The organism is Sorangium sp. So ce887 (assembly GCF_051521455.1).
Taxonomy (GTDB): Bacteria; Myxococcota_A; Polyangia; order Polyangiales; family Polyangiaceae; genus Sorangium.
In genome coordinates, this window is the sequence record NZ_CP150354.1 from 2,960,850 (window position 1) to 2,982,771 (window position 21,922).

The following is a 21,922-nucleotide window of genomic DNA, read 5'->3' on the forward strand; positions in this document are numbered from 1 at the left end:
GGATCATGCGCCTCATCGGACCGGACCCGCGATGACGACGTGGACCCGCGGGCGGACGGAGATCCGATGAGACGCGCTCAGAATAACGGAAGGCGGCTCGTATCGATTCCAGAAGCGGGAGGAGCTCCCGTGGAGGGACGGTGGTGGGCGCGTGCGGCAGCCGAGGAAGCGAGCGTCCCGGGAACCAGAGGCTCGCTACCGGGGTAGGTTCCTGGCTGCCGGCAACAACGCGGCGACCCGCGAAGCGGCACGAGACCGCATCGCGGTCTCGCGCGGCAGGAGCGCCGCTCCGCCGTCGCCCACGGTACCGTGCAGGCACCGCGCGCAGCGCGGATCCAGGCCGCCGCAGGCGCCCGCGCCGCGGGGCGAAGCGCCTTTCGGCGCGCGAGCACGGTGAGAGCTCGACGATGTGGCTGGCCCGGTGCTCAGGCGAGCCGACCTCGCTGCCCATCATCGTCGCTTCATAGAGCGTTCTCTGCTGATCGTCCGGCGCTGGCGCGCCGGAAAGCTCTCCGTGGATGCGGCCGGAGCCGACAGCGGTGCGCGCTCGTCATCGCCCGGCGGCGCCGCTCGGCCGATCAGATGCATCCGGCGAGCGCTCCCGGGCCGCTGCGCGGGCTTGCTCGACGCGGCGCAGGCAGGCCTCCCGGTTCGCCTGGGCCATGGCTTCGGGCACGCGGAGCAGGTCCATCCTCCGCTCCATGGGCATGCAGTAGCTGGTCGCGGTCCACAGCTTCGGATCGTCGACGCCGCGGAGCGGATCGATCTCGGTCCATACCCGCACGCGCTTGTCGTCGGACGCTGTGACGAGGCGCCTGCCATCCGGGCTGAAGACTACGCTGTTGATCGGGGAATCGGAGACGCGCAGGACCATGGGCTCGCCGACGTCGTCGGCATTCCACACCCGCACGGTATTGTCCTGCGACCCGGTGACGATGCGCTTGCCGTCCGGGCTGAACGACGCCGCCAACGCCCAATGCTCATGGCCACGAAGGACCATGGGCTCGCCCGTGCCGTCGGCGTTCCACACGCGCGCGGTCTTGTCGTACGAGGCGGTAACGATGCGCTTGCCGTCGGGGCTGAACGCCGCCGAACGGAGCCGACTATCGTGGCCACGGAGGACCACGGAGTCGCCCGTGCCGTCGGCGTTCCACACGCGCGCGGTCTTGTCGTACGAGGCGGTAACGATGCGCTTGCCGTCGGGGCTGAACGCCGTCGAGTAAACCTGTTGCTCGTGACCCCGGAGGATCAAGGGGAAGCCTGTGCCATCGGCGTTCCAGACGCGAGCGGTCTTGTCCCAGGACGCGGTGACGATGCGCTTGCCATCGGGGCTGAACGCCGCGGAAGAAACGTTCCCTTCGTGACCATGGAGGACCATGGGCGTGCCGGTGCCGTCGGCGTTCCAGACGCGAGCGGTCTTGTCCCAGGACGCGGTGACGATGCGCTTGCCGTCGGGGCTGAACGCCGCCGAGTGCACGTCGTCCTGGTGCCCGCGCAGGACCACAGGCACGCCTGTGCCATCGGCGTTCCAGACGCGGGCGGTCTTGTCGCTCGACGCCGACACGATGCGTCTGCCGTCGGGGCTGAACGCCGCCTCCATCACCGCAAGCCCGTGGCCATGGAGGACGATGGGCTCGCCGGTGCCGTCGGCGTTCCAGACACGCGCGCTTTGGTCCCAGGACGCGGTGACGATGCGCTTGCCATCGGGGCTGAACGCCGCAAAAGAGACGCCCTCGTCGTGACCACGGAGGACGGTGGGCACGCCGGCGCCGTCGGCCCTCCACACGCGCGCGGTCTTGTCATCCGAGGCCGTGACGATGCGCTTGCCATCGGGGCTGAACGCCGCCGCGTAGAGCTCGTCCTCGTGACCACGGAGGACGGTGGGCACGCCGGTGCCGTCGGCGTTCCACACCCGCGCGGTCTTGTCCCAGGACGCGGTGGCGATGCGCTTGCCATCGGGGCTGAACGCCGCGAAAGAGACGCCCTCCTCGTGACCATGGAGGACCATGGGCGTGCCGGTGCCGTCGGCGTTCCACACCCGCGCGGTCTTGTCGTTGGACGCGGTGACGATGCGCTCGCCGTCGGGGCTGAACGCCGCCGAAGAGACCTCATGCTGGTGACCGCGAAGGACCACGGGCGTGCCGGTGCCGTCGGCGTTCCACACCCGCGCGGTCTTGTCGTTGGACGCGGTGACGATGCGCTTGCCATCGGGGCTGAACGCCGCGGAAGAGACGCTCTCCTCGTGACCATGGAGGACCATGGGCGTGCCGGTGCCGTCGGCGTTCCACACCCGCGCGGTCTTGTCGTTGGACGCGGTGACGATGCGCTTGCCGTCGGGGCTGAACGCCGCCGAAGAGACCTCATGCTGGTGACCGCGAAGGACCACGGGCGTGCCGGTGCCATCGGCGTTCCACACCCGCGCCGTTCCATCCGAGCTGGCGGTGACAATGCGCCCGCCGTCGGGGCTGCAGTGCGCGTACGTGACCCAATCTGGATGGCTGAGAACCGCGCGAGCGACCCCGCTGCTCAGCGCCCAGTTCGCGAGAACGGCCCACCCCCGCGGCACGTCGGGCGGCTCGACCTCGCGCAAGAGCGCGAGCACGGTCGTGGGATCTGCTTGCAACTCGCGGGCCGTGGCCATGCGGGTCGCGTTGCGCGCGTCCCGGGCCTCGACGTGCGCGCGGGTGGCCTCCTGGTCGGCGCGCGCGGCCTGCTGGCCGGCGCGGACCGCCAGATACGACACGATGAGCGCGATCGCGCCGAGCGTCGCGCCCACGCCCGAGGCGAGTCGGCGGCGCAGGCGGCGCGCGCGGCCGCAGAGGGCCAGGACGGCGAGGAGATACCGCTCCTCGCGCCGGCTGAGCCCGACGTGCCAGTCGGCGCCGATCTCTGCGCGACGGCGCTCGTACCACGCCCCCGCGTCGTCCGCCGCGCGACCGCGCCAGAGCAGCCCCTCGGCCCGGCCGCTCGCCTCCCACGTCTGGGCCGCGGCCCGCAGCCGGGCCAGGAACTGTGCGTCCTGCTCGCTCTCGGCGAGCCACTGTCCGAGCTTCGGCCACCGCTCGATCAGCGACTCGTGGGCCAGCTCCACGGTCGCGCGAGCGCGCGCGCCGCCGGTCTCCTCGTCGCCCGTCTCGATGAGCAGCAGCCGCGCGCCGGCCAGGTGCTGCACCACCTCCTCGATCGCGTCGCCGGCGCCGCCCTCGCCGTCCTGCGCGCTCTCGCGGAGCTCGTCCAGGCCGACCACGGCGCGCGTGCGCTCGGGCGTGACCAGGCGCAGGAGCACCGCCCGGGCGAGCCGCTGCTCGCGCGACGGCAGCGCCGAGACCACCGCGTCCGCGTGGGCGGACAGGGCGCCGGCGACGCCGCCGAGCTGTTCATAGCTGTCCCGGGTCAGGAGCCGGCGCTCGCGGTCGCGCGCCTCCCACAGCTTCGCGGCCGTGAACTGCAAGAGCGGCAACGGGCTCCGCGTGCCCTCGAGCGTGGCCAGCATGTGCTCGACCATCGTCGCGGTTTCGAAGCGATGCTTGGCCGCCTCGACCGGCCGCGTCAGGGCGTCGCGCAGGCAGTCCCGCCCCATGGGCGGCAGGAACGAGAGGCCGCGGGTCACGTCGATCATGAAGTGGTGGTCGTCGGCGACGCAATCGAGGAAGTCGGAGCGGACGGCGAGCACGACGCGCAGGGGCGACGAGGCGTCGTCGGCCGCGCCCTCGAGGCAGGCGATGAACGCCGCCCGCTCGTCGGGCGCGGCGCCGAGCGTGTAGAGCTCCTCGAACTGGTCGACGAAGAGCAGGACGCGGCGCCTCCTCCCCTCGCGGCGGCAGTGCGCGCGCAGCCGGGCGCCGAGATGGCCCGGCTGCGCGCTCAGGGTGGCGACGAGCCCGTCGGGGTCAGGGAGCTCGGGCGCGCCCGTCGCCGGGCCCGTCGTGCCGGTGGTCGACTCCGCCTCGGCGACCTGCACGAGCACGTCGGCGAGCGCCGAGAGCGGGTGGCGCCCCGGGCGCAGAACGAACGCCTGCCAGCGGTCCCCGGAGCGCTTCAAGCACGGGATCAGGCCCGCGCGCACGAACGACGACTTGCCCGCCCCGGAGGGCCCGGCGATGGCCAGGAGCGGCTGGTTGCGCAGCCGCGTCGTCACGGCGGCGACGTCGCGCTCGCGGCCGAAGAAGCGCGCGGCGTCCGCCTCCTGGAACGCGGAGAGGCCAGCGAACGGGCTCTCGTCCTCGCCGAGCTCGAGCGCCTTTCGGCCGGGCAAGAGCGCCTCGATCTCGGCGAGGAGCTCCCTGGCCGAGCCGATGCGCTCGGCCCTACGCTTCTTCAGGCAGCGGTCGACGATGTCGCCGAGCACGCCCGCGTCCGGGCGCCGCTCGCGGACGCTGGGGATTGGGACGTCGAGGTCCGTGACGTCCGAGAGCCGCGCGATTGAGAACGGATGCAGCGGGTGCTTCCTCGTGAGCAGCTCGTGGAGCATGACGCCCACGGCCCAGAGGTCGGCGCGATGATCGACGTCGCTGCCCAGCACCTGCTCGGGCGACATGTACCGGGGCGTGCCGAGCACCGCGCTGTGCCGGTGGCGGCCGGCGTCTCCGGCGAGCGCCGCCCGGATGCCGGTCATCGTCGAGGCCACGCTGGCCTCGACCTGCTTGGCGATGCCGAAATCGACCACCTTGATGGTTCCGGTGTCCTCCAGGAGGATGTTCTCTGGCTTGAGATCGCGGTGCACGATGCCGTGCTCATGCGCGCAGACCAGCGCGCGAACGACAGGGATCATGAGCTCGATCACGGCGCCCGGCGCCCGCGGGCCGGTCGGTGTGCGGGCGCCGGCCGATCCGGGCGCGCTCGGGCGCTCGCGCTGGGCCAGCCATTGTCGCAGCGTGGGGCCCTTGATGTACTCGAGCACGAGGTAGGGGTATCCGTGGATCTCGTCGACCTCGTGGATGACCACGATGTTCTCGTGCCTGCAGCGCGCCGTGGCCCGCGCCTCGGCCAGGAGGCGCTCGGTTCCGTGCCCGCCGAGCCGGAGCAGGACCTTGATCGCGACCAGGCGGCCGAGCCTCGTGTCGCGGGCCAGGAACACGACACCCATGCCGCCATGGCCGAGCTTGCGGATGATCTCGTAATGCTTGAGGGTGCCGCCGACGCTCATGGGCGCCCGGTCCGCGAGGGGCTCGTCCGGCATCGCCGCGGCGTCCGGCGGGGGAGGGGCAGCCCGAGGCGCCTTTCCGCCAGGCATCGGGCTGGCTGCGGCGCTCGCGAGGGGCGGGGCGGCGAGCTCGAGCGAGCGCGAGGGCGGCTCGCTGGAGGGGGCGGGCGAGCTCGGGTCGTGAGGGGCGAGGGGGTCGTGCTGCGCGATGGGGTTGTGGTGCTCGATCCCCGCGCGTCGGTTCGAGGCGGTCAGGGCGCCGACGTGGGTCTCTTGCCCCGTCCTGTCGGCGCCGCTCGGCGCGTCCTCCAGGATCAACGCTTCCCGGCGGAGCCCGTCCACCGCGCACGCTTCGAGCGCGTCGAGAAGCGCGTCGGTCGTGACGTCCCGCGCCGCGACATCCTCGGCCGTCGCCCGCCGCAAGAGAACGCCGAGCGGGTGCTCGAGGAGCGCGCGAGGGATTCTGGCAGGCTCGTGGCTCCTGGGCTGGAGAGCCTCGCCGTCCGGCGAAATGCCGGGGCCCTCACGCCTGCCCGTGAGGCACTCCAGGAACACGAGCCCCCAGGCGTACAGGTCCGAGCGCGCGGTCGGCGGGTAACCCCGGAGCTGCTCGGGCGCTGCGTAGGCGCGTGAGCCGACGCGCTCGACGCCCGTGTCGGACGCGCCGTCCTTTCCGTCGAGTGCTCCCATGGCGACCGCGCCGAAGCCGAAATCGAGCAGCCGCGCGCTGCGCTGCGCCCCGCTGGGCACGACCATCACGTGGGCCGGCCTGAGGTCCCCGTGGACCATGCCCTGTCGGTGCGCGCAGGCGAGCGCGTCGAGGACCTGCAGCATCAGGTGCTTTGCCTCCTGCGGATCGAGCGCGCCGTCTCGCGCCAGCAGCTCGGTCAGGCTCTGCCCGGGCACGTGCTCGAACGCGGCATAGAGCTGCCCTTCGTCCGTCTGCCCCCAATCGATGGGCCGGACGATGCCGGGATGGTGGAGCCGTGCGCAGCGGCGCATTTCGCGGAGAAAGCGCGCGCGGCAGCGCCGCGCCAGGTCCGCGGGGACGCCATCCAGGGCCAGGCGCAGCAGCTTGAGGACGACCGGCTCTCCGGTGGCGAGCTGCCGCCCCTGGTAGACAGCCGTGACGCCGGCTTCGCGGAGCAAGGAGACGAGCTCGTAGCGGCCCTGGAACACCGTCCCTGGACTGAGGATCTCCTGGTTCATCGCAGCCATTCCAATGGCTGTCGCCTGGCACGGCAGCCTCGGGCGAACGGCCTTGCATCACGACATCAATGTCGATACGGCGACGTCGGTTGTTGAGCGCGCCCCGCCGTGCGGCGGGAGAGCTCGACGATGTGGCTGGCCCGGTGCTCAGGCGAGCCGACCTCGCTGCCCATCATCGTCGCTTCATAGAGCGTTCTCTGCTGATCGTCCGGCGCTGGCGCGCCGGAAAGCTCTCCGTGGATGCGGCCGGAGCCGACAGCGGCGCGCGCTCGTCATCGCCCGGCGGCGCCGCTCGGCCGGTCGGCTGCACCTGGCGAGGGCTCCGGAGCGGCCGTCGCGCGCGCCGCTTCGATGCGGCGCAGGCAGTCCACCTGGTTCGCGCGGGCTGTGGCTTCGGGCACACGAAGGAGCTCCATCCTCCGCTCGATGGGCATACATCATCGAGCTTACACGATGCTACGTTGGTCCAGTTTGCCCTACGCCTCGGCCCATCCTGTCCCGTCGCTACCGATCCTACCTGGCTGAGGGCACCATGAGCGCGCCGCTAGGCAGCGGCTCGCGCTCCGCCCCGTCATCGACCTTGCCGTCGTCGTGAGGCGGAGCGCGCCTGCTTCTTCGAGAGTTCGTCCGTCGGAACAGGCGGTCGCGCGACGACCACGAGGCAGGTCAGCCCGAGGAGCTCTGGGGAGACCGAAAGCAGACCGCGAGGAGCGCGCCGAGAGCGCTAGCGACGATGGCCTTGTCTCTCTTGTCGAAGCCGCGCGCCTCGACGAGGGACAGCGAGCCAGGGCGGAAGGCCCAGCCCTGGCACGCCGTCGCGGCTCCGAGGAGGGTTGTTTCGAGCGAATCGTCCATGTGCACCGTGACGTACCCCGGCTGTTCCACGCGCTCGATCTCGATCGAATACCCGCCAAGCCCCCCCGCAAACCCGGATATGTAGGGCACGCTCTTCACGAACGTGGCGCGGCGCTGGAGCTCCCCTTGACCGATCTCGAACGTGGCGATCAAGGCGCGTCCGTCACGCGGCTTGTTCTTCAGCGGTTTTCCGCGGGAAAGCGCGCGCTCCAGATCGGCGATCTCCGGCTTCATCGACCCCTACGGTAGTCCATCCCTGGCCAGACCGGGTGGACGTCGACGGCGCGCGCGGCGGATTCTACCCGACGCCGACGCTACGCGACGGGAAGGAGCGAAGGCAAGCCGGAGGGCGCCGCCCGGGGGCTCACGCCCGGCGGAGGAGAAGGTCTTCTTCCTGGCTCAGCCGGTATGTCCCGTCCTCGGTCCAGCCGATCTTCGGCGGGGGATGGCTCCCCGCCGTCTTCCCCGCAGGCTGCTTCGTTCAGGCGGCCCCTTAGATGGGATGAGGCAGCCGAAGCGGCGCCTGGACCCATGATGCCGACCGCACCGACCCGAGCCTCTGCTCGACGCGTTCGCGCGGCGGGGCCTGCGAAGACAGCCCGCAGCATCGTGGAGATCGGCCCATCGGCAGCCGAGGATGCTGGAGTGCCCGGGGGCGTCAAGGGTTCGCGAGCGGAGCTCGCCGGCTCCGCCGCCCTTGACTCCCCCTGCGCGCTCCAGCCGGATACAGCTGCGGGCGATGGGCGGACGGAGGCCTCCGGCGGGGGCTCCAGGCTCCGGAGAGGAGCGCGCAAGAAAGAGCCGCTCGGAGCAGCAAGCAACATGGCTGACCTCTCGCCTGCAGGGTTGCCTGCGGGCCCCCCCACGCGTTCGAAGACGCAGAAGATGGGGGCCCAGGAGAGGTCAGCCATGCGAAGTGTAGCGCTGGATCTGGGGGGCCATGAGATCTCATTCTGCGAGGTGGCGGGCGGGGCCGTGGTGACGCGACGCACGGTCCGCTCGCTCGATTCGCTCCAGGATATCCTCGGCCCGTTGTCCTCGCCGGCCCGGGTGGCGATCGAGGCATGCCGCGAGGCATGGGCGGTGCACGACAAGCTGCGCGACTGGGGTCACGACGTGGTGGTCGTCGACACCACGCGAGCACGTCAGCTCGGCATTGGCCAGCACAGCCGCAAGAATGACCGCCTTGATGCCGAGGCGTTAGCGCGCGCCGTCGAGCGCGCGGGCATTCCACTCGCTCACGTGCTGTCGCCTCACCAGCGGGCCATTCGCCACCAGCTGGCCGTCAGGCGCGCGTTGGTTGAGACGTGGGCCCAGGTTGTCACCACCGTGCGCGGCATCCTGCGCGCTTGCGGACACAAGCTCGCGACGTGCACCACCGAGGGCTTCGTCACGGTGCTGAGCGCGGCGGCTTTGCCGGCCGCGATGCATGGATAAGCTGCTGATACAGCGTCACTTTTCCAGGAGGGATGCGGATCGCGTAAGGTTCTCTATGTCAACCAGCGCGTGCAGCGTGGCCGTACACGGTGGGACCGGTGGTGCCGCGGGCCCTTAACCGCGGGCGATGCGGCGGCGGAGGGCGCCCCGTTGGGCCACACCGGAGCCGCCCTCGGCGGCGAAACAGGCGGAAATTATCGAAATTGCTAATGTTTCCGGCGACCGCTCGTCATCGACCGGTTTTTCTGGCGGGACTCTTCCGCGGGGGCGAACCGTCGCGATCCGTCGGATCCTCCGGGATTTTGGGAGAGCGTGACGACGGATCGCACCCCCTCGGGAGGCATGGACCCAACCCGGGCCCAATGGTCAAGCCCCGGGCCTGGGGAGCTCGCCGTGACCGATCCGTCGCCTCGGGCGGCCGTGGTCGCCTCGCTCGCCAGCACCCTGAGCCGCGCCGTCGCCCTCGGGGATGAGGTGGCGGCCCGGGTCGTTCACGAGACGATTGGTCGCCTGCTCGGGCTGCCGGTGGCACCGGAGCGGTGAGCAAGCTTGGACCGAACGTCGAGCTCGCCGCTCGCGTGGACTCGCTGCCGGAGCCTTGCCGCTCGCCAGCGCCCGCGGGCTCTGCTGAGATCGCCCGCGCGCACTGGTTGCGTGCCGAAGTGCCCCGGAGGCCTCCGGCAAGTGCTATCGGCAAGCAGCATGCCTGTGCCGGGGAGGCAAGCGCGAGGGCGTACGCGGCGATCAACCTCTCGCCGCGACGATGCCTGGCGACGCCATGGCGGACCTGCGGACGCCACAGGGAGCGGTGAGAAAAGGAGCGGCGAAGGGGCTCCTGCATGTTGGCACGGATGCCGCCGGGTTGCGGGGCCATGTTGGCTTCAAGCGGCGCCTCCGTTGCTTCTGCTGGACCGGGTGCGGTGCATCTTGCGCCGTGGGCGAAGTTTCCGGCGGGGTACGCGCCCCATCGCCCCGAGGAGACGGTCCTTCATGGGCTGGTTCGAGAGAATCTCGAATCGTTCCTCGCGCACGCCCGCGAAACCTACGAGTGGCCGCTACCTCGGTACGTAGAGCAGGCGTTTCGCGGTTACCTGCGCTGCGGAGTCTTCGCGCATGGATTTCTACGGTTCCATTGCGATGAGCGCGGTCAGGACCTCCTGGTCGCTTTCTCCTGCAAGGGGCGCGGCCTCTGCCCGAGCTGCGGTGCGCGGCAGATGTGCAACACGGCGGCGCACCTCGTGGATCGGGTACTGCCAGCGGTACCGGTGAGACAATGGGTGATTTCGCTGCCATTCGAGATCCGGCGCTTAGCTGCATTTCGCGCGGAGGTCGCGACGGCGATGGGAAGGATCTTCATCGAGGAGATCGCGCGGATCGAGGAGCAAGCGGCGGCGACGAGCGGCGCCCAGCACGGGGCCGTGAATTTCCTTCAGAGATTCGGCGGCAGCCTCAACTTGAATTTACACTATCACGCGATTATTTCGGATGGTGTCTTCTTGAAGAGCAAGGTCGGGCAGATACCAGCAGGGGCAACGTTGCGGACGCCACGTTCACATGATGCCTTCTCCACGGGTCGTGAGCCGGGTCGACATGTGGTGGATCAACCACGGTCGGATCGTGCTCCTTACGCGCCCGCTTCACAACAAACCGGATCGTGGCCAGCGCCGCGAAGGCGATGACCACCGTGGCGAGCACCTTTGCCCCGGTGATCAGGTTGCGGATCCGAGTGTACATGCTCCGACCGGTTCGTTCCATGTTGGACGAGAGCCTCTGCGCGCGGCACTCCCGCGTGCGGACATGGACAATCAGATCTGTGAGGTATCCAGCCGAGCCGCCGCCAGGTTGAGCAGCGCTGCCATGGCGTCCCAGGCGAGCTGGCGTGTTCGGGGGAGGTGCTGGACGAAGTAGGCTTCGTGCTCCATCCACTCGTAGCTACCGCGTCGCCGCTTGATCGATGCGGCGCCCGTGCTGAGAAAGAGTGGCTTGCGGCGCTCGATCGACAATCTGAACGTGAACGCGAGCGCCATTCGGTAGCACGGGAAAGAGTTACGCGGAAGCTGAGGGTCGTAGCCGACGAGCGAAGACACGAGCCGCCCAGGATCCTCGAAGTAGGTAACGAACGCCACCAGCTCCCCGGTATCCTTACGCTCCAGTAGCGCGATCGGACTCATGCCGGTCGACGTTACGGCGTGAAAGAACCCGGCGTTGAAGCAGGCGTTCAGCCGGGAGTGCTTGCCGATGTACAAAGCGTGGTACAGCCACGCGACGCGCTGCGCCTCGGCAGGGGCGAGCTCCTTCGGCTCCCGCACGCTGAAGGGTCCGTCGTGGAAGAGCGCGAGATCCTTTCGGACCGCTGCTCGTTGGTTGGCCGACAGCCGGGCAATACGCGTTGGATCCCACTCGTGCACGGGTCGATGCGCAATCAATCGGTACCCGCAGGCGGCAATTACCGCCTCTGCCGTGATCTCACGCGGATCGACCGCACGCATTACAAGCGCATGTTCTGGAAACAGCCGGCAGAGCCCGGCAGTGAGCGTGGCCAGCTCGTCTCGCGTGAGCTGGTTTTGGGGCGATGTTGTCAACAGCCAGTTATTGATCGAGACGCAGCGATTGAAGCCCGCCCGGGTCACGACCCTCCCGAGCAGCCCGACGGCGCGCTGCAGCGGCCAGGTCTTCCAGCGCGGGCGTATCTTGCTCATCTCGAACATCATGTAGAGGATATAGTGACAACGCGTCGAGACGAGGTAGCAATCGTCCACGTCACCGTCGTTGACAACCAGCGGGACGAGCGCGTCGCCCACCACCGCCATGAACGCACGTGTGCTGCGGCCGTTGTCCATCAAGCCACTCGGGCCATGACGTAAAAATTCGACGAAGTAAGCCCGACGTTCTGGTGTGTATCGATCGTCGGAACAGCTCGCGATGCGTCGCGCGAACGCGTCCGCCTGTCCGGAGCGGAAAAGCTCGACTTCAGGCATTGCCGTGCCCATTGCGGTAGATCACCAGCGCCATCAGCACGAGTCTCGCAACCGAGAAATATGCATCGATCGCACGCTCGCGCAAGCGCCGCCCGCGGCCACGAGAACGCACGGGCGGAGCAAACACAAAGGCCGCATCGAGCATACCCGCAGCGCCGACCACGAGCGACAGGCCGATGAGCCCACTGCGGTGTCCCTGGAGTTCGTCAGCTCGCCACAACGCGGCGCAGCACAGGGCAGCAAGCGCCCAGACGCCGAGCGCCAGGCGTGAAACGCCGCGTTTGCCAAGCATCGCCGGCAACGTGTTCGGCAGCACAAAAATCTCGTCTTCGTCGTCGAGCGCGCACTCGTTCAGGAATACGGCGTAGTCGCTAAGCGAGAATGCTGCGCCGAGCGCGATCCACGCCCAGCCGCTCGGGCTCGTGAACTCCACGCCGGCGACGCTGAACCCGACGAGCCAGAGGGACAGATAACCCAGGAACACGGTCAGGAAGTTGCCCCACCAGAATGCCTTCATGCGCCCCTCTTTCCTGCGCCCTGGCGCGAGGAAATTGTACGAGTACAGCACGAACAGCGCGCACGAAAACATGAGCAGTCCCGCACTGACGAGCCCGGCGTGTACCCCGAGCAGCAAGACGATCAGCGACCAGAGCGCGGCCTCGACGTACAAGACACGCTTTAGAGCGGTTTTCGTTCGAGTGCGGTACACCCAGCATTCGGCGGGGCACGGGCTCGACCAACGCGCGCAGGAGCCTGCGACCGGACTGGGCGCCGCCGAGTAGGACGACGAGGTCGTCGGACGTAGCCTTTCAGCGCGAACCAGCCCTGCGCGTCCTGTCGGAAGACCTTGTCGACCCCACGGACCATCGCGTCGTAAACCGCCGGCACGGTGCGCGGAGCGGCGGCGCGAAGTGCCTCCTTGACCTTGGAGCCGCAGTTCTCCACCGGCGACAAGTCCGGCGAGTAGGCGGGCAGAATCCAGTAGCGGACGCCTCGGGCACGAAGCGCCTGGCGCACGCCACGTAGGCGATGCGCGCCAAGGCCGTCGACAATGACCACGTCTCCGCGCTTCAGCTCGGGCATGAGCACCTGGCGCACGTAAACCTCGAAGTGCTCACCGTTCATCGCCCCCTTGAAGGCCCACGGTGCAACGACACCTCGCAAGCCAAGCCCCATCACCAGCGTGATGTTCGGGTCCGGATTGGCGGGGACTTTGCCGTACGCACGCCTCCCGCGAGGCGCACGCCCATAACGGCGCGCCATGCCCAGGTTAGCGCCGAATTCGTCAACGAAGATCAGCCGACGCGCACCCGCCGCCCGCGCTCGGCGGCGGAACCTCCGACGCGCGACTTGGACATCGGGCCTGTCCTGTTCGCTTGCACATAGCGTCTTTTTTTTCGTGTCAAACCGAGCCGCATCAGCGCGCGGCACATCGTCGGGCGGCTCACGCGCGCACCCGTGCGGTGCTCCAGCAGCTCGATGAGCTCATCCAGGGTTCGGTCGTTTTTGTCGTCGACGAGCGCTCGTAGCTGCTGCGCTCCGGCCTCGTCGATCTTCGAGGCCCTTCCGCCACCGTGCGGCCGAGGCGCTACGCTCCCAGTCGACCGCTCGATACTGAGATACTCCTGCACAGTGCTGAGAACGACGGCGAAACGCGCGGCGATTTCTCGCATGCTTCCCTCGCCGTTGCGGTAGGCATCAACGATCCGCTGTCGCAGGTCGACACTGTACGGTCCCATGCGCGTAGCCCACGCAGCCTGCGTGCCATCACCCTACCGGACGTGCTCTGCTTGCACCGAACCCGAACGAAAACCGCTCTAGTAGGTCAGGGCCCTCGGTGAGCGCCCTATACAACGCCGGCTTTGTCCGGAGATGGAGCTCACGGTCGGTGAGCGCGTTGATCTGCATGCCAAACAACGATCCGAGCAAGTACCCCGAAAGCGCTAGCGCCAGCCCTCCCGTGGGCACGGAACGCCATACCATGAGCGCGCCCGTCACGGGTATCAATAACAATGGTAGTACCTTGTGCACGCGGCTGGCGCTCAAGATCTTGCCCAACCGCGACACCCACGCTTCATGCGACGAACCGTGGAGTTCGTTTTTCAAGCGGTGACTCTTCTCGCGTCGATTCACCTCGCCTCTTTCCCAGCCCACCGGCAGGCGGCCGCACGGCTGTAGACGGGCATAGGTCGAAGGTACGCCCATCTCCGACGTGGGATCGAGCCGGCCTGGTGTAGAAGGGCCCACCAGGAGCTTTCTCGCGTGGACCACTTGCCAGCGATGAGCCCTATTATCAGCAGATACGTCCATAATGCATGCGAAGATCGCGCAACGCGAAGGTCGCTCCACATCACCGCACCCGACTGGGACGGCTTCGCCCTCGAGCCGCGCGACGCAGACGGCGTTGACCACGCTTCCGCGACATCGCCCGCGCCATCTCTGCGGTTTGCTACTGTCAACACGACCTTGCTCGCCCGTCCGGTGCTGGCCTCCGGCCGAGCAGCTGCCCGATTGGCTTGTGAACGACCCGGGCCGCCGCCTCGTCCCCGAGCGCGACGGCGCGGCTGAGCGCGCTGGCAAGCTCGGCAACCACGTGTTACCGAGCCAGCTCATTGATGGCCATGAAATCCGTCTGGATGGTGGCCATCATCGCGCAGCAGCACGCCCACCACGGACGCGATGGTGCGGGCGTACTCGGGCGCGTCAAGGGTGCGCTCCCTGCCGGTCGCCGCTGCGCGCCCTTGACCCGCCCAGCGTGCGCCCGCTGGCTGGCGCCCCGGGTGATGGGCATACGGATGCCGCCGGCGGGGGTTCCAGGCTCCGGATGGCCATCAAGGAGTCGGCTCACAAAGTGCCCCAAAAGGCGCATCTACCGGGCGCGATAACAGCTGGCGCTCCTGGTCGTGTGGCCTTCCGCTTACGTGGACAGCGTCGGCACCCCGATCGATGTGATTTCGCGGCTCTATCGCCCTGCCTGCGCGTACCCCTGTCAACGCTTCGCGGACCCCCTCGCGGGAGCCTGCTCATGACTCGGGGCCATCTTGGCTCGCTACGCCTTCGATGTAGGTCTCTCTCATGCCCATCTCCGTGCCGGTTTATCCCGGCGCACCCACGCTCCCATGATGCCTCCTCCCTCGCGCTCGGTGGGCGAGAGGCAGGCGAAGAGGATAGCGGCATCCTGGCGCCGTGCGGGGGCGCCCGCGCACGAAACGTGCAGCGCGAGAGCCACCATCGACCTGAGCAGGCGCTCGCTCGTCGCGCTCGCCTGGGCAGCGAGCCATGTCGGGCAAACCGACCCTGGCAGGTCGCCGCCGCTTGACGAAGAACACGGCTGCTTGGCGGTCATCCCGCCGGGAGAGAGGGGACCTCCCGGAGCTGAGACGGCGATGAAGGCGGTCGTCCAGCCTCACCTCGACCGACGCGCGCCTCACCCCAGATTCTCGAATGCATCCAAAAGGCGGGCTGACGTGGATACCCAGCCGACGATGCCGCCTTGGGCTTTGATCATATCGAGGGTCGCTCGCTGAAAATCCGGAAAATAAGACGCAACGCAATCTTCCAGGACGAGACACCTGTAGCCCCGGTCGTTGGCTTCGCGAGTCGTTGTCTGAACGCAGACCTCGGAGGTCACGCCGGTGACGATCAGGCTGCTAATTCCGATATTTCTCAAGATCAGGTCGAGGTCGGTGGCGAAGAACGCCCCTTTGCCAGGCTTGTCGATGACGGTCTCTGTCGGCAAGGGCGACAGCTCATCAATGATGTCATGGCCGTACTCCCCGCGCACCAGCACGCGGCCCATTGGGCCTTCGTCGCCTATCTTGATCTTCAGTCGTCCGCGTTCGCGCTTGGAAGGTGGGCAATCGCTCAGATCGGGGCGATGTCCTTCTCGTGTATAAAGTACTGTCAAGCGTCTCTGCCGGCAGGCCGCGAGTACGCGGCGCGTCGGCTCGATCGCAGGGTGAAGCAGCTCGACCTTGTTTCCAAGAAACTCGCCGAACCCACCCGGCAAGATAAAGTCCCGCTGCATGTCAATGACAAGCAATGCCGTGCTGGCCGGGTCGAGGGTGAACTCGTACGGTTCTGCTTCCACCGTCAAATGCGTTTTCATCTTGCGCTCCACGATTTCAGGTGATTCCGCCAGATGCGGATCCATGTCGGCATTGATTCGTGCTTCTCGACTCCGGGGCGTTTGCGAGGGCGAAGCCTTCTGGCGTGGTGCGGCGCCTCGCGCTTCACGGGGCTGCTGCGAGCGCGAGGCGGTGTGCGATGACCTTCTGACTCATGGTTTGAGGCTTTGGCGGAGCTGTCTCGCCCGCATCGCTCGGTGATCGGAGCAGGATATTATCCATGTGGAGGTCAACGGCCTCTCCGTCAACCTGAGAAGCCAGCTCACTTTGCAGCCGTTTCCGGCTGGAATTGAACAGGAGGGCGCGGAGATGAGGAGATTTTTCTGAGGTTTTTCATCTCTCCGCCTCCTGTGAATCTCTGCAGAGATCGAGGGGATGCCTCGGCGTCAATTCGGCTGGACGAGAAGCTCAATGTCGGTACAAACAATACAGGGTGACGTGGTCGAGGTCGGGATCTCATCGGTGAGCGAGAAAGGCGCGATCATGAAGAAGTACGCCACCATCTGTGCAAAACAGAGCGAAGAGGACACGCGCGTGCGCGTCGCGGCGGCAGAGCGGCGCTGGCCGCTCCTTTTCCTGTCTCGACGCGTCCTCGGATTGAATGGAAGTAGGCGTCGATGATCGGGAATATACTGCGCGAGGAGATCGCGGCTCACGCCGCCCGAGTCCTCGACGGAAATCCGTTCCTGCTTCGCGCGAGAAAGGGCGAGCTCTCGCCAGACACGATGGGGAGATATCTCGCGTCCCTTCACTTCGCCATTGGCCACATCCCCGTCTTCCTCGAGCTGGCGGGAGCGCGCGCGCTGGCCACCGCGCAGGTGGCGCTGGCGGAGCACTTCGCCCAGAAGCTCAGGGAAGAGGAGGGCCACCACCGCTGGGCCGAAAGCGACCTACGCGTCCTGCGCGCCTCGTTCGACGTACGCGATCTCCGCGCCGGGGCGCAATGGCGCGCAGAACTTTCGAAATCACCTGCGCCGCGCTGGCATCGTTCGGCCCGAGCTGTTTGAGACCACACAGTCGAGGCTGAATATACGCTTGCACGACACCCGTGCGACCTTCATCACGATCAAGCTCACGAACGGCCGCACGGAGACGTGGATCTCCGATCGGACCGGGCATAAGTCGAGCCGTCAGATCCACCACTACAAGCGCGCGGCGCGCAAGGTTGCTGAGCTCGGCTTGGGGGACTTCGCGCCTCTGGACGAGGCAATCCCCGAGCTGAACGGCAAGGGCGGCCCCGCAGATGGAGGTGCTCCCACGTCCGCGGAGCTGGAGGCGGGCTCGCCGTCGCCGAGCGACGACGCGTCCCTCGCCCGCGCGCTGCATGACGAAGCGCCCGACGCGGTCGATGACGACGCCGGCCAGCCCGAAGGGGGCGACGCGACGGCTACCGGCGGCGCGTGGGCCATGCCGGAGGCTCGCTCGGCCGCGAATCAGCCGGAATTATTTGAAATTATTGATATTTCGTCGGCGTCCGCCTCGTCGTCGCAGAAGTCCTGGCGGGATTTCTGAGCCGCGGTACTAGGCGAGGCGGGGCCGGCTGCGCTCGCCCGGACGGCGCGCCCGCCACCCGCCTATACGCCCCGCTATCGTGGTGATCTTTCCGTATTCCCATCCGCCGGCGCATCGAGACGCCCGCGGGTTCTCGGGCGTTCGCCACTTCGAGCACGTCCTTAGAACCGCTCCGCGACGACGTACCGGGTGCGCCCCTGTCGCCACACGAGGAGCAGGACGGGGCGAGCTCCCGCACGGGCGAGCTGTTGCTGCAGCTGCTCCGGGCTTCCAACCGGCGTCGGTCGCGGCCACGAGGTCGTCGCGCGGGTCGCACGTCAGCGTGCCGAGCGCGAGCCATTCGCCGCGCTCCTCGTCGAGCTGCACCTCGATCGTGGTCACCCGCTGCCCGCCAGCCGTCCTGTCACGGAGCCGGATGCACCGCCCGGCGCTGTCGATCACCTCGGCCAGCCGGCCATCCTGCTCGTCATAGGCCAGCGCGATCCGGTTGCCGTTGCGGTCCTCCACGGCTGTGGGCCGCGCGCGCCGCAGCGGACCCGGCAGCGCGCAGATCGGGATCGCGTGCGTGAAGACGCGGCCCGTGACGACATCGATGGGGTGCGAGACCGTGCCGCACTCCGGATACCGGTTCGGATCCGGCGCGCTCTTGCCCCCGCCGCCCGCGCGGTCCCCGCCGCTGCCCCCGCCGGCCCCTTGGCCACCGGCGCCACCCCCGCCGCCCGGGCCGCCGCTGCCGCCTCCCCCCAGGATGAAGATGCCGGGGTTCATCCCGGGGATTGCGGGGATGTTCGGCACGGGCGCAGTGCGGGCCACGGAGGCAGGGGTACCTGCTCCTCCGGGGCGCTTCAATCGCCGGTCATGGCAGGGCGTCGAGCAAAACCGGAAGGGGAGTCCGCGCCGTCGAGAGCCGGCTGAGGCTCGCCTGCCGGCGGCGCGGGGGCGACAGGAGCGCGGAGCGGCGGCGGCGGCTCAGCTGGGTGGCACGACGGCCGGCGCGCCCGGCGGCACAGCGCCCGGCGTGCCGGGCGGTGCGGGCGCCGGCGCGCCGGGCGGTGCGGGCGCCGCCGTGCCGGGCGGTGCGGCGCCCGGCTGCGCCGGCGGAGCGACTTGCGGCGCAGCGTCCGTGTCGCTCGACGACGCCCCGCGACCGCCGCGGCCCTTGTAGAGGGACGGTGCGATCGTCTCGACGTCATCTTCGTTCCAGCGGAGGTAGGTGACGGCGCGGCGGGTCTGGTCGTACGCGTTCACGAACAGGGTGAACGCGCGCGCCCGCTTGTCCGCGGCGTCGCTCGGGCCCGGGGCGGCGCCGTGCTCCCTCACGCCGAGGGCGGCGAGGAGCTGCGGCCCGAGCTCGCCGGCGCGCCTCACCTCTTCCTCGGTCGCGGCGGTCTTCCCCGCGATCTCGGACCAGCTGTCGCTGAACAGCGCCGAGAGCGCGACGAGGTCGTTGGCCGTGTCCATGTGACCGTTCCCTGCCCGGATGTCTGCGACCGTCTCTGCGTCGAGCAAGCCGCGGCGGGCCAGGGCCTCTGCGTCGCCGAGGAGGTTCGCGCGCAGCGGCACAGCCTCCTCGGCGAGCGGCTTCAGCCCGTTCTGCGCTCCTCCGCTGGACAGCCACGCGAGGTGCGCAACCCAGGCGGCGAGCGCGTAGGTCTCCAGCCGGTCAACCAGCCCGACATCGTGCGTCGGCAGTCGCTCGGCGATGAGGGGGCGCAGGGCGAGCAGGCCGGGGAGCACCCCGAGCACCTGGGAGACAGCGCGCGGGATATCGATGTTGATCGGGATGAGCGCGTGCCGCTCCAGCGCGTCCATGTCGGGCGCGACCTTGTCGAACGCCGCCGCCGCCTGGGGCGGCGCAGCGGGTTTCGTGGGAGCTGGCTTTTTCTTGAGCGGAGCAGAAGGCTTGGCCATGAGGGGACCACCTCTCGTTGATGCCGGACGCGGAGAGGCGAAGAGACACCCTGTCGTGCTCCTGGTCCCCCGCGCTGGATTCGATAAGATCGCCCGGCGCGCGCCGGGCGGTCCACCAGGGATAGTCACCCCGGTCCGTCCGTCAACGTCGTTGATTTGCTGTTCTGGATCGCTCCCCGGCGCTCGCCGCGCATTCGGCCTGTCACTGTCGCCCGCATCACGCGCTCAAAGCACATCCCGCGCCGGCCCCTGACCTCACCGGCCAGGAGCACTGGCCGCAACCGGCGGGCCGCCCGCGGTGCTCGAAGGCAGTCGGCTGCCCTGCCGGATCCGGGATGGGTGCGCCGGAGGCAGCCAGCAGCCACCTCGGGATCGGGATCGATGCACCGGAGGCAGCTAGCAGCCTCCCCGGGATCGGGATCGATGCTCCGGGGGCAGCCAGCAGCCTCCCCGGGCTCGGGATCGATGCACCGGAGGCAGCCAGCAGCCTCCCCGGGCTCGGGATCGATGCTCCGGGGGCAGCCAGCAGCCTTCCCGGGCTCGGGATCGATGCACCGGAGGCAGCCAGCTGCCTCCCAGGACCCATGGCGGTCCACGCCGCTCCGGTGCCACGATGCCTGGGATGCGCCGGGGACGCCGCCGGGAGCATCGCGTAGGCTCTCCAGGGTGGTGGCCGGATTTGAACATGAAGGCGGGGAGGCGGGAAGAAAAGATCAATGATCTTCCTGTCTTCCCGCCTTCATGGGAATCACTCCGGGGCAAATTAGGCCACCACCGCACTCCAGCGGCGTCGCGCGGCGCGCGACGTGAGCACCTCGGGGACCGTTTCCGGATAACCAGCATGGAAGCGACGCGGGAGCGTGGGAGGGCATGGCTCGCGGCGCCGGGCAGTCCTGGCGGCGTCCCGGCGCCGGGCGCGGAGGTACACGGTGAAACGCAGGTCACAGGACGACGAGGTCTCCGAGGCGCGCGCCGGCCAGGCGCCCCCGGCGGCGGCCGGCCGGAACCGTCCTCCGCTCCTCGATCCAGGCACCTGGTTCCTGCGGCGCTTCCGTGTCGAGCGGCTCCTCGGCCAGGGCGGCATGGGGGCGGTGTACGCCGTCGCCGACAAGGGGCAGATCTGGGCGCTCAAGATCGTGCGATCCGAGTTCCTCGACGATCCGGACCAGCGCCGCCGGCTGCTGCGTGAGGGCGAGGTGCTCTCGCGGATGCGGCACCCGAACGTGGTGCAGGTCCACGAGGTCGCGGCGCCGCTTGCCGCACCTGGTGGAGTAAGCTCCGCGGCCGCAGGCGCATCCCCGCCGCCAGAGAGCAGCGCGGGGCCGGGGCCCCTGCCACCGGAGGTGTTCTGAGATGAAGGCGAGAGCGATGGGGGCCCGCGCGGCGGGCTGGCTGGTGCTGGTCGTGGGCGCGGTGGCCGCGGCGCCTCCAGCGGCGCGCGCGCAGGCGGCGCCGGCGGGCGCGCAGGCGGCGCCGGCGGGCGCGGCGGCGGCGGGCGCGCAGGCGCCGCCGGAGAGCGCGGCGGCGGCGCAGGCGTCCCGCGACGCGGACGCGGCGTTCGCGCGGGGCAAGGAGCTGTACCGGCTCGGGAAGCTCGACGCGGCGTACGAGGCGTACCGGACGGCGTGGTCGCTGAAGCAGAGCTACGACATCGCGGCGAACCTCGCCAACACGGAGGTCCAGCGCGGGATGAAGGTCGAGGCGGCACGAGCGGCGGCGACGGCGCCCCGGGCACAACCGGCGGACGGGGTCAAGGCGGCGGAGGGGGAGGCGGGGCGAAGGCGGGGCTGTTCTGCAAGGTCGGACCGGACACCGTTGACGGCGTGGGGGCCAGCGGCGGAGGCGGCGGGGCCGGGGGCTGCGGTGGGAAGGGAGGCGGAGGCGGGCAGGCGGGCGGGTCGAGCATCGGGATCGTGAGCCTGGGCAACCAGCTGAAGCTGACCGGGGTGACGATCGCGGTCGGCAAGGGCGGCAACGGAGGCGCCGGGGCGGCGGGGCAAAGCGGCGCGGCTGGCGGCAATGGGGCCGCGGGCGCGGTGGCTTCGGGGACAGCGCCTAGCAAAGCCGGCTGCGATGGCGGAAAGGGTGGCGCAGGCGGGTCCGGTGGCTCGGGTGGTGGCGGCCGGGGCGGCTATGCCGTAGGCCTTGCGTATGCGGTGACACCGAGCGAAGCGCCGGCGGTGCAATTCGCGGCCGGCACACCCGGCACCGGCGGCGACGCCGGCCCCGGAGGAGCCCCGGAAAACGCCGGAGCGCCGGGGAGCGAAGGGAGCTGCTGGGACTTCGCGACGCAGTCGCCGTGTGGAGGGTGAAGCGATGAAGTCACCGAACGAGACGCCGGCCCGCGTCCTGCCTTCGTGGGTGGATCCGGTGTGGAGCTCGACCACGCCGGAGGCGCAGGCGGAGCAGCTCCGAATGCTGCGCCGGGCGCAGGCGCGCGGCTCGCTGCTGCTGCGGTTGGCGCGAGGCGCGGACGTGCGGGCGGAGCTCGCGAAGTTGGCGGCTCAGGCCGAGGCGATGGAAGCCATGGAGCAAGAGGCCAACGAAGCGTGGGCGGGCGCGGTGCTGGTGGAGGGCGAGGACGCCAGGCGCAGGTCGCGCCTGGCGTGGCTCGGCACGGCGGCCTTCGTGCTGGCGGTCCTGTGCTGCGTGGCGCTCGTGGCGCTGCGCCTGAGCTGATGAGACGTAGCGAAGCGACGACGTAGCGAAGCGACGAGGTAGCGAAGCGACGACGTAGCGAGACGGCCGCG

General features: G+C 69.3%; 18 protein-coding genes. 8 read left to right on the top strand and 10 right to left on the bottom strand.

The window, feature by feature from the left end; translation table 11 throughout:
• Positions 1-550: 550 nt before the first annotated feature.
• The gene (locus tag WMF36_RS11230; RefSeq protein WP_437579600.1) at positions 551-6,352 is read right to left on the bottom strand and encodes an nSTAND1 domain-containing NTPase; all 5,802 of its coding nucleotides are present in this window, start codon (positions 6,350-6,352) and stop codon (positions 551-553) included.
• A 666-nt stretch (positions 6,353-7,018) separates the two neighbouring features.
• Positions 7,019-7,441: a hypothetical protein gene (locus tag WMF36_RS11235; RefSeq protein ID WP_437579601.1), complete on the bottom strand. Its 423-nt coding sequence runs from the start codon at positions 7,439-7,441 to the stop codon at positions 7,019-7,021.
• A gap of 675 nt (positions 7,442-8,116) precedes the next feature.
• On the opposite strand from WMF36_RS11235, the gene WMF36_RS11240 reads away from it, so the two are divergent.
• The 3 genes from WMF36_RS11240 (at position 8,117) to WMF36_RS11250 (ending at position 10,323) form a co-directional block, all read left to right on the top strand.
• Positions 8,117-8,644: an IS110 family transposase gene (locus tag WMF36_RS11240; protein ID WP_437579602.1), complete on the top strand. Its 528-nt coding sequence runs from the start codon at positions 8,117-8,119 to the stop codon at positions 8,642-8,644.
• A 393-nt stretch (positions 8,645-9,037) separates the two neighbouring features.
• Positions 9,038-9,187: a hypothetical protein gene (locus WMF36_RS11245; RefSeq protein ID WP_437579603.1), complete on the top strand. Its 150-nt coding sequence runs from the start codon at positions 9,038-9,040 to the stop codon at positions 9,185-9,187.
• Positions 9,188-9,483: 296 nt separating this feature from the next.
• Positions 9,484-10,323 carry a transposase zinc-binding domain-containing protein gene (locus WMF36_RS11250; protein ID WP_437579604.1) on the top strand — a complete coding sequence of 280 codons (840 nt, stop codon included), beginning with the start codon at positions 9,484-9,486 and terminating at the stop codon, positions 10,321-10,323.
• A 126-nt stretch (positions 10,324-10,449) separates the two neighbouring features.
• On the opposite strand, the gene WMF36_RS11255 is transcribed toward WMF36_RS11250, so the two are convergent.
• The 6 genes from WMF36_RS11255 to WMF36_RS11280 all read right to left on the bottom strand — a co-directional run bounded on the left by WMF36_RS11255 (position 10,450) and on the right by WMF36_RS11280 (position 16,618).
• Positions 10,450-11,622, bottom strand: a complete 1,173-nt coding sequence (locus tag WMF36_RS11255) for a hypothetical protein (RefSeq protein ID WP_437579605.1) — start codon at positions 11,620-11,622, stop codon at positions 10,450-10,452.
• Positions 11,615-12,292, bottom strand: a complete 678-nt coding sequence (locus WMF36_RS11260) for a hypothetical protein (RefSeq protein ID WP_437579606.1) — start codon at positions 12,290-12,292, stop codon at positions 11,615-11,617. Before WMF36_RS11260 ends, WMF36_RS11255 begins: the two co-directional genes overlap by 8 nt.
• 8 nt (positions 12,293-12,300) lie before the next feature.
• Positions 12,301-12,885: a transposase gene (locus WMF36_RS11265; protein WP_437574015.1), complete on the bottom strand. Its 585-nt coding sequence runs from the start codon at positions 12,883-12,885 to the stop codon at positions 12,301-12,303.
• 32 nt (positions 12,886-12,917) lie between these two features.
• On the bottom strand, positions 12,918-13,361 hold the full coding sequence (locus WMF36_RS11270) for a helix-turn-helix domain-containing protein (RefSeq protein ID WP_437574014.1): 444 nt from the start codon (positions 13,359-13,361) through the stop codon (positions 12,918-12,920).
• A 1,688-nt stretch (positions 13,362-15,049) separates the two neighbouring features.
• Complete coding sequence (locus WMF36_RS11275) at positions 15,050-15,730, bottom strand: cysteine hydrolase family protein (RefSeq protein ID WP_437581893.1); 681 nt, start codon at positions 15,728-15,730, stop codon at positions 15,050-15,052.
• Positions 15,731-16,135: 405 nt separating this feature from the next.
• Positions 16,136-16,618: a hypothetical protein gene (locus tag WMF36_RS11280; protein WP_437579607.1), complete on the bottom strand. Its 483-nt coding sequence runs from the start codon at positions 16,616-16,618 to the stop codon at positions 16,136-16,138.
• Between the two features lie 166 nt (positions 16,619-16,784).
• Between WMF36_RS11280 and WMF36_RS11285 the strand changes: the two genes are divergently transcribed.
• On the top strand, positions 16,785-17,261 hold the full coding sequence (locus WMF36_RS11285) for a hypothetical protein (RefSeq protein WP_437579608.1): 477 nt from the start codon (positions 16,785-16,787) through the stop codon (positions 17,259-17,261).
• Between the two features lie 9 nt (positions 17,262-17,270).
• Here the strand turns inward: WMF36_RS11285 and WMF36_RS11290 are convergent, their stop codons facing one another.
• Together WMF36_RS11290 and WMF36_RS11295 are read right to left on the bottom strand one after the other, a co-directional pair.
• Entirely contained in the window at positions 17,271-18,056 is a 786-nt protein-coding gene (locus tag WMF36_RS11290) for a hypothetical protein (RefSeq protein ID WP_437579609.1), read from the bottom strand.
• Positions 18,057-18,230: 174 nt separating this feature from the next.
• Positions 18,231-19,172 carry a hypothetical protein gene (locus WMF36_RS11295; protein WP_437579610.1) on the bottom strand — a complete coding sequence of 314 codons (942 nt, stop codon included), beginning with the start codon at positions 19,170-19,172 and terminating at the stop codon, positions 18,231-18,233.
• A gap of 929 nt (positions 19,173-20,101) precedes the next feature.
• Between WMF36_RS11295 and WMF36_RS11300 the strand changes: the two genes are divergently transcribed.
• The 4 genes from WMF36_RS11300 to WMF36_RS11315 are packed head-to-tail and all read left to right on the top strand — an operon-like array spanning position 20,102 to position 21,851.
• Positions 20,102-20,524, top strand: coding sequence for a protein kinase domain-containing protein (locus WMF36_RS11300; RefSeq protein WP_437579611.1), 423 nt, complete (start codon positions 20,102-20,104; stop codon positions 20,522-20,524).
• A 1-nt stretch (position 20,525) separates the two neighbouring features.
• Positions 20,526-21,089, top strand: a complete 564-nt coding sequence (locus tag WMF36_RS11305; RefSeq protein WP_437579612.1) for a hypothetical protein — start codon at positions 20,526-20,528, stop codon at positions 21,087-21,089.
• Entirely contained in the window at positions 21,086-21,484 is a 399-nt protein-coding gene (locus WMF36_RS11310; protein WP_437579613.1) for a PE-PGRS family protein, read from the top strand. The genes WMF36_RS11305 and WMF36_RS11310 overlap by 4 nt, the downstream gene beginning before the upstream one ends.
• 4 nt (positions 21,485-21,488) lie before the next feature.
• Entirely contained in the window at positions 21,489-21,851 is a 363-nt protein-coding gene (locus tag WMF36_RS11315) for a hypothetical protein (protein WP_437579614.1), read from the top strand.
• The last annotated feature ends 71 nt before the right edge of the window (positions 21,852-21,922 follow it).